Here is a 1212-nt window from a genome sequence, read left to right on the forward strand (position 1 = left end):
AAGGGATACAGTTGCTACGAGTTCAAAAATTAAAATTTCTTTAACGCATTAATTAACGCCAAATTTTCATCTTGTGTGCCAATACTAATACGAATACAATTTGCCAAATTTAATGCTGTGTTTTGGTTTCTGGCGATAATGCCTTGCTCCCAAAGTGTGTCAAACACCGCTTGACCGTCTTTAAATGCTACCAAAATAAAATTGGCACAGCTTGGGTAGATTTTTTGGACAATTTGTAAATTGTTTAATTCATTTTCTAGCCACGATTTATTATTCAGCGTAATTGCCACTTTATCTTGCATTGTTTGAATGCCAGTATTTGATAAAGCACTCTCAGCGATTAAGGCACAAGGCGTGGGAATGGGATAAGGGGCGATGATTTTTTGTAAACTTTGGATAATCCAGTCATTTGCTAAGACAAAACCACAGCGAATGCTTGCTAGGGCAAAGGCTTTGGAGAGTGTGCGAATGATAATTAAATTATCAAAGTTTGTCAGTTCATTTGCCAAACTCTTATCCAAACAAAAATCAATATAAGCTTCATCAACCACAACAACCGCTTTATTTTTGGTCATATCAAGTAATTGAATAATGTCATCTTTGTTTAATAAATTGCCCGTTGGGTTATTGGGGCTACACACAAAAATAACTTTGACTTTCTCCAAATTCTTTTCAATTTCTTTTAAATTCAATTGAAACTCAGCCGTTAAAGGCACGGTTTTGCTATTGATATTTAAAGTATCGGAGCTGACCTTATACATTCCATAAGTGGGCGGGCAATATAATACGCTGTCATCATTGTCACAAAAGGCACGGATAATCAGCTCAATGCCTTCATCTCCGCCCCGAGTGATTAAAATTTGATTGGCATTCACCTTTGCATAATTGGCATAGGCACTTATTACACTTTGGGGCTGTGGTTCTGGATAGCGATTTAAATTATCTAGGTTTAACTGGGTTAATAATTCATTGGGTGAAAGCGGATATTCATTGGCATTTAACCAAATCGTACCATTACCGCCAATTTTACGGGCGGATTGATAAGGCGTTAGGGCAAGAATATGGGGGTTGATTAAGGTTTGCATTTTAATTCCTATGAGTATTCTATATTTTGGTATTAAGAAATAGAATAAATCGTAAGGTGCTTGCTTTTAAAAACGGTACGCACCGTTTTTGGGCTTTATCTATTTGGTGGTGCGTAATACGCACCTT

The 1212-nt window shown here is 36.6% G+C and carries 1 protein-coding gene; it reads right to left on the bottom strand.

Going from position 1 to position 1212, the window contains the following annotated elements:
* Positions 1 to 29: 29 nt before the first annotated feature.
* Positions 30 to 1085 carry a histidinol-phosphate transaminase gene (gene hisC / locus B5J93_RS11640; protein WP_079326531.1) on the bottom strand — a complete coding sequence of 352 codons (1056 nt, stop codon included), beginning with the start codon at positions 1083 to 1085 and terminating at the stop codon, positions 30 to 32.
* Between the last annotated feature and the right edge of the window lie 127 nt (positions 1086 to 1212).

Origin of the sequence: Moraxella equi, from assembly GCF_002027555.1 — a bacterium.
Lineage (GTDB): Bacteria > Pseudomonadota > Gammaproteobacteria > Pseudomonadales > Moraxellaceae > Moraxella > Moraxella equi.